This is a genomic window from Roseivirga sp. E12, from assembly GCF_017592825.1.
GTDB lineage: Bacteria > Bacteroidota > Bacteroidia > Cytophagales > Cyclobacteriaceae > Roseivirga.
Window position 1 is genome coordinate 1 of the sequence record NZ_JAGFMD010000017.1, and the last position, 7,061, is coordinate 7,061.

Genomic DNA, 7,061 nt, shown 5'->3' on the forward strand with positions numbered 1-7,061 from the left:
CAGCATCTAGATTGAATTGATTGTTATTGCCAATACCGCTGGTAGAGCAGTTGAAAGACTGCCCTCTCATGATTGAAAAGGGCACAGGTATTTTAGTTGGACTGCTCACACTGGAATACTCCAGGGTAAGCTGGCGGTTTCCGCTATTTTCGAAATACTCCACCTTAATTTTATGATAGCCAGCTGTTAGCGCGACTGATGCGGATTTTTCAGAGTAGGAGTGTGGAAAGTCATGGTCTACGATTTCTACATCATCGATGAAGAGTTTACTTCCATCATCAGAGCCAAGGTAGAAGGTGTAAGTATCGCTATTGGTCAGTAAGATGTCTCCGGTAAATCGAATGGAGAAGTCAATGATATCGCCAGGCGAATTGGCTTGCTGTAGTGCAGATACGTCAAAGTTGGCAGTCAGGGCTATGTTGTTGGCTCCCGTAGTAGGTATGTTGTCAACGGTACTACCTGAGGGCAGTAGGTTATAGAACTCATAGGTGAGCATACCAGCCACTATGCAGTGCTCTTCAGTATCTAAAATACCGTCATTATCATCATCAAGGTCTATGTTATTGCAGACTCCATCACCATCAAAATCATCTGTGCCGGCCGTACCACCTATGGTGCCGCCACAGGCCATCATGTTGGCTTCTAATAAACCACTAGGGCTGATCATATGGGCGACATGCCTTTCGATGAGGCTGGCAGATACTGGGTGATAAGGAAAGCCCCCATATATGGAAATATCCCTATAGGAGGTGTCCGGCAAGCTGCCACCGCGTAGATGAAACAGGCCGAAGGTGATCAAAAGAAATAAAAAGCTAGTTCTTAACCAGTGACTGAACACTGATGAACTGACAAGCGAAAGAAAAGACTTTGAAAATCTCTTTTCTTTTTCAAAAGCATATGACGAAACACACTTTCGAAAAGTAGTTTGGGGAAATTCCACTGACTGTTAGGCAATCGTTGTTAGTATATACACACCACGCTCCTCAAGACATCTTGTCGATGACATCTTATTGGGAGCTTTAACAACTAGCGCCAGCCAGCAGAGATCCGGAGAGGACCTGCTCTTAGTGTTGAACTCGGAAACTTAATTCCGACCCATTAAGCACTGAAATGTAGTGAATAATATTTTTGGTACTGTCAATGACAATAAAATATATGTAATCGGACCATTTTTAAATTAATATCGTGAAAAATTATATTGATTTAGTTCATGGAGGTAAGTGGGAGACAAGGCTTTTTTCCGTTGGGAATTGCCCATAGAAAGAGGTTTTTGTGGCCCAAGAATGGCCTCAGAAAGGATAAAAAGGATGTCTTTGAATGATTTCATGAATCATAGTATTTTGAATTAGATTTTTTTGTTTTACTTTTGAGTCGCTGGCGGAAAGATTATGCACTAATCTTTTCAGCTATGCTAGTATTCACTTCTGAGGCATTCGAAAATGCCGACTCTTCTTTTCTCCTTGTTGGATCCAAAACTCCTGAGCTATGTTAGAAATACGTTCAGGGAAGATATTTTTTATAGGGCTAGGCCAGGTTCAGGAAGGTCAGAACCACGCCAATCTACTTTTTCATAGCCATCAGCGAAGAGCAGGACTACCGAGTAGTCTTTTTGCTCTTCGCAATTTTGGAGTACTCATATTTATGCTGGCTTTCTTACTGCTAGGCAGTGTGGCATGGGGCCAAGCCGACCAAATAACACCTTATAATGAGGGTATAAGTCATGTTCTTGTATCAGAGGCCTCTTATTCAAATAATAGCTCCATTGCTAAGGCTGATACGAATAGTGAAATGGACCCCTTGGTGGCAAATGATACTAAGAATGAGTTCTCGGGTAGGATCAGTAATATAATTGTGTCTAACAAGACCCATATTAAAGATGAGTCCTTAAATTTTTTAGTGAGTTTCACCATATCTCCTGTTGTTGATATGACTAATGGTACGCCATATTTGGAAATAACGGTTGGCAGTACCACCAAGCAGGCACCCCTTTTTGCAAACTTAGGCGCTTTCCTTCAGTTTGCATATACAATCGCAGATGGTGACTCAGACACCGATGGGGTAGAAATAAATCGAGTAGTGTTGAATGGCAGCACTATTCGTGATAACAATGGTTTAGATTTTGATTTAACCTTACCTGCGAATACGAATTCCTTGTTAACCGCTGTACTGGTAGATGGTATTGTGCCAAATGTGACCAGCGTGACAGTGCCCGCAGACAATACTTATATTGCTGGTAATGATTTAGATTTCGCGGTCAATTATACTGAGCCAGTTTCGGTAACGGGGGCTCCTCAGGTGTCACTTATTATAGGCAGCACGACCAGGCAGGCAATATTTCAAACAGGATCTAACAATACCAATGCTTTACTTTTTCGGTATACAGTACAATCGGGCGATGAAGATACAGACGGTATAGCAGTGGGTACTTTGACGACTGATGGTGCTACACTTCTGGACGGACCTGGTAATAGTGCTGGCCTTGTGTTGACAAATATCGGTTCGACAGGTAATGTTAAGGTGGATGCCAAGAGTCCTGAAGTCAACAGTGTGACGGTACCAGTTGATGGCACCTACACAACAGGGCAGGACTTAGACTTCACAGTCAATTTTGATGAGGCGGTAACGGTAACGGGTACCCCTCAATTGGCACTTGCGGTTGGCAGCGCAACAAAACAGGCTGTATATCAAAGTGGCTCTGGTTCAACTGCCTTGCTATTTCGTTATACAGTGCAATCGGGTGATGAAGACACAGACGGCATAGCAGTAGGTACATTGGCAGCCAATGGAGGCACACTTCAGGATGGTGTACTTCAGGATGCGAATCTTACCTTGAATAATGTTGGTACAACTACCAATATTAATGTGGATGCTGTAGTGCCGACAGTTACCAGCTTGGCCGTACCTGCTGATGGCACCTACACAACAGGGCAAAACTTAGACTTCACAGTCAATTTTGATGAGGCGGTAACGGTAACGGGTAGCCCTCAATTATCACTTACGGTTGGTAGTGCTACAAAACAAGCTGTATATCAAAGTGGCTCTGGTTCAACTGCCTTGTTATTTCGGTACACAGCACAATCGGGCGATGAAGACACAGACGGCATAGCATTAGGTACATTGGCAACCAATGGTGGTACACTGCAGGATGGAGCGGGTAATGGTGCTAACCTTGCTTTAAATAGTGCCGGGGCAACTACCAATATCAATGTGGATGCGAAGGACCCTGAAGTTAGCAGTGTGACAGTACCTGCTGATGGCACTTATGGCATTGGGTCTCATTTGGACTTCACAGTCAACTTTGATGAGGTGGTAACGGTAACGGGTACCCCTCAATTGGCACTTACGGTTGGCAGTGCTACAAAACAGGCTGTATATCAAAGTGGCTCTGGTTCAGCCGCTTTGCTATTTCGGTACACCGTACAATCGGGCGATGAAGACACTGACGGCATAGCCGTAGGTACATTGGCAGCCAATGGAGGCACACTTCAAGATGGCTTACTTAATGATGCGAATCTTTCCTTAAATAACATTGGTGCAACTACCAATATCAAAGTGAATCATTTGTCGCCAATATTTCATAACAGCCAAGTACCTACTGACGGCACCTATACCTTAGGTCAAGTACTAAATTTCTCAGTCGCATTTGATAAAGGAATTACCGCTAATACCACTAATGGCATACCATATTTAGAAGTCGATATTGGAGGGAATATCAGGCAAGTGAACTTGTTCTCAGAGGTAGCAGGTTTTCTGGTCTTTCAATATCATGTACAAACCAATGACTTAGATGTAGATGGTATTAGGCTGTTGAGACTAGTCTTAAATGGAGGCATACTACAGGATGGAGCAGGCAATGATGCTGATATAAGCGGTGTTGTTGCTACAGACTATCCTAATATAAAAGTAGATGGTGTAGTGCCAGCAGTTACCAGCGTGTCGGTACCTTCAGATGGTACCTATACAGCAGGGCAGGACTTAGACTTTACAGTGAATTTTGATGATTTGGTAACGGTAACGGGTACCCCCCAATTATCACTTACGGTTGGCAGTGCTACAAAACAGGGAATATATCAAAGTGGCTCTGGTTCAACTGCTTTGCTATTTCGATATACTGTACAATCGGGCGATGAAGATACAGACGGCATAGCGGTAGGTGCATTGGCAGCCAATGGAGGCACACTACAGGATGGAGCAGGCAATGATGCTAGCCTTTCCTTAAATAATATTGGGGCAACTACCAATATCAATGTGGATGCAAAGGGTCCTGAAGTGGTCAGTGTAACGGTACCCGCTGATGGCACCTATACAACAGGGCAGCACTTAGATTTTATAGTGAACTTTGATGAGGTGTTAACGCTTACAGGCACAGCACCTCAATTGCTTCTTTTAGTGAATAATAGCACAGTACAATGGAATGCCAACTATTTGAGTGGAAGTGGTACGCAGGCTCTAACATTCCGCTACACCGTGCAAGCAGGTGATGAAGAAGCGGGCGGGATTGGCGTTTTGATATTGACCAATACTGGTACACTTCAGGATGGAGTGGGTAACACTGCCATTCGGACCTTAAATAGTGTTGGCTCAACTGCCAATGTAATTGTGGATGCCAAAGCTCCGGAGTTAGATGCGCAGGCGAGTAGCCCAACAGATGGTGCTACCAATGTCACTTTAAGTCAGAACCTTTCTTTGACCTTTGATGATAATATGGTCGTGGGTACTGGAAATATTACTATTGTTGAGACAGGTGTAGGCAACTTTGAACAATTAGATGTTACTAATGGGTCGCTCGTCACCATTTCCAACAATGTGGTCACTCTGAATCCGTCAGGGACGCTCAAGAAAGCAACGGCTTATCATCTATTAATAGATGCAACTGCCCTAGATGATGATGCCAGTAATAGTTTTGCTGGCGTTACTGACCTTACTATTTTGAATTTTTCTACAGTAGATGTGGTCATTAATGAGATAGTAACCGATCCGCAACAAGATTGGAGTTCTACAAATTTTGCTTCAACACCAAGCTCAGGGTCATCAGGAACCGATGATGAGTGGGTTGAACTGTTTATAAAAAGTCCGGGTATTGATCTTACCGGGTGGACCATTGAATTGCTTGATGGCTCCGATGTCATTGGTGACCTAAGCAACACTGGTGCCTTTGACGTATCAAATTACACCTCTTCAGGATCAGGAACATTTACCAATACTGCAGTGGGAGATTACCTTGTTTTAGGGAATGTGGCTAGTTCTGGAGCGCTGAATAATACGGGTTTGACCATTAATCTCAAAGATCCTGGTGGGGCCATAGTTGATGTGGCAACAGTAGGGGTTGCAAATCCACCACCTTTTCCAGGGTCATCACAGAGTGGTAATTCAAATGGAGTCAGCGCAGAATCGGTACAGCGTTTTGCCAATGGCTCAGATACCAATATTGATCTTGTTGATTTTACTTTTGGTCCAGCAAGTATTGCCGCAGCCAATACAGGTCCTAGTGTTACGCTTTCCATTGATAATTCCCAAATCTCTGAGACTGGCACAGCAACAATCACAGCTACGCGTTCTGCCAATTCTGCGCAGACCACCACAGTCACAATAGATGTGAAATCTGGCAGTGAGGCATTGGAGGTGACAGACTTTACTTTATCGGCTAAGACCATTACTATTCCAAATGGGGCTACTACCGGAACCGTTACGCTGACTGCTGTTCAAGATGCCTTGTTTGAGCTTGACGAAAATACCACAATAGAGATTACAGGTGTAACTAACGGTACGGAGGCCGGAAATCAGGAGACTTCCCTTTTAATCTTGAATTCAGATGCACAGCCTGTTATAGCTTTCAGTAGCACTTCCAGTAGTGGAGATGAGAGCACGAGCAGCGCAAACCTAGAAGTAACATTAAGCGCAGTAAGTGGAGTCGATGCTACCGTGAGTTATACAGTGACCGGAACTGCTACAAATATAGATTATACACTTGCGGATGGTACCCTGACAATTCCTGCGGGCAGTACAAGTCAAAATATTACCATTGCCAGTATAGTAGATGATGCTTTGGACGAAGTTGATGAAACGGTGATTGTTACCTTAAGCGGTCCTGGGAATGCAACTTTGGGTACCAATACGGTGCATACCTATACCATTACCGATAACGATCCTGAACCAACCGTTAGCCTGACAGTTGATAATGGCAGCATTGTCGAAGCTGCAGGAACAGCTACCCTCACCGCGACTTTATCAGCGGTATCGTCCAAAGATGTAACGGTTAACCTTGGTTATACAGGAACAGCAACATTAGGAACGGACTATAACAATACAGTAGCAACGAGTATTGTTATTACCGCTGGAAATTTGTCAGCCAGTGCTTCTCCAATTATAACTGCTACTCAAGATAATACGCCTGAAAGTAATGAGACCATCATAGTGGATGTTACTGGGGTTACCAATGGCTCAGAAAATGGATCGCAACAGCAAACTGTTACGATAATTGATGACGATGCAGTTCAATTTTCTGTAGATGATCCTACTGTTACTGAAGGTAATGCTGGAACAACAACATTGACTTATACGGTAAGCTTAAATAATGCTGCTTCAGGAACTGTAACGGTCGATTATGCTACCTCTGACGGTACGGCAACTGCAGGCTCTGACTATACGGCATTGAATACGACAACCTTAACATTTGCTGCTGGTGAAACCAGCAAGACGGTAGATGTAAGCGTTATAGGAGATCAGACATTAGAAGGTAATGAGACGATCAATTTGGACCTAAGCAATGCGACAGGTCTTTCAGTGATTGCCGATGCTCAAGGAGTAGGAACCATCACCAATGATGATGCAGCAGCAGTAACGATAGCTGATATCAGTGGAGCAGAGAATGGTGGAGCCATTACGGTTACCGCTACGCTAGACAATGCCGTCCAAGGTGGCTTCACCGTAGATGTAAGTACGGCCGATGGCACAGCGACAACGGCAGACAGTGACTATACAACCATTACATCTCAGACCTTAACTTTTGCAGGTACAGCGGGAGAGACGCAGACTTTTACGGTCACCCCGACAGCCGATAC

The 7,061-nt window shown here is 44.1% G+C and carries 2 protein-coding genes; one reads left to right on the forward strand and one right to left on the reverse strand.

What is annotated here, in order from left to right:
* Positions 1–760: PA14 domain-containing protein (locus J4E76_RS20675; protein ID WP_236017570.1), on the reverse strand; the 760-nt coding region annotated here is incomplete at its 3' end.
* 725 nt (positions 761–1,485) lie between these two features.
* Here J4E76_RS20675 and J4E76_RS20680 point away from each other — a divergent pair.
* Positions 1,486–7,061 (forward strand): S-layer family protein (locus tag J4E76_RS20680; protein WP_208506709.1); only part of this gene is annotated, 5,576 nt, incomplete at its 3' end.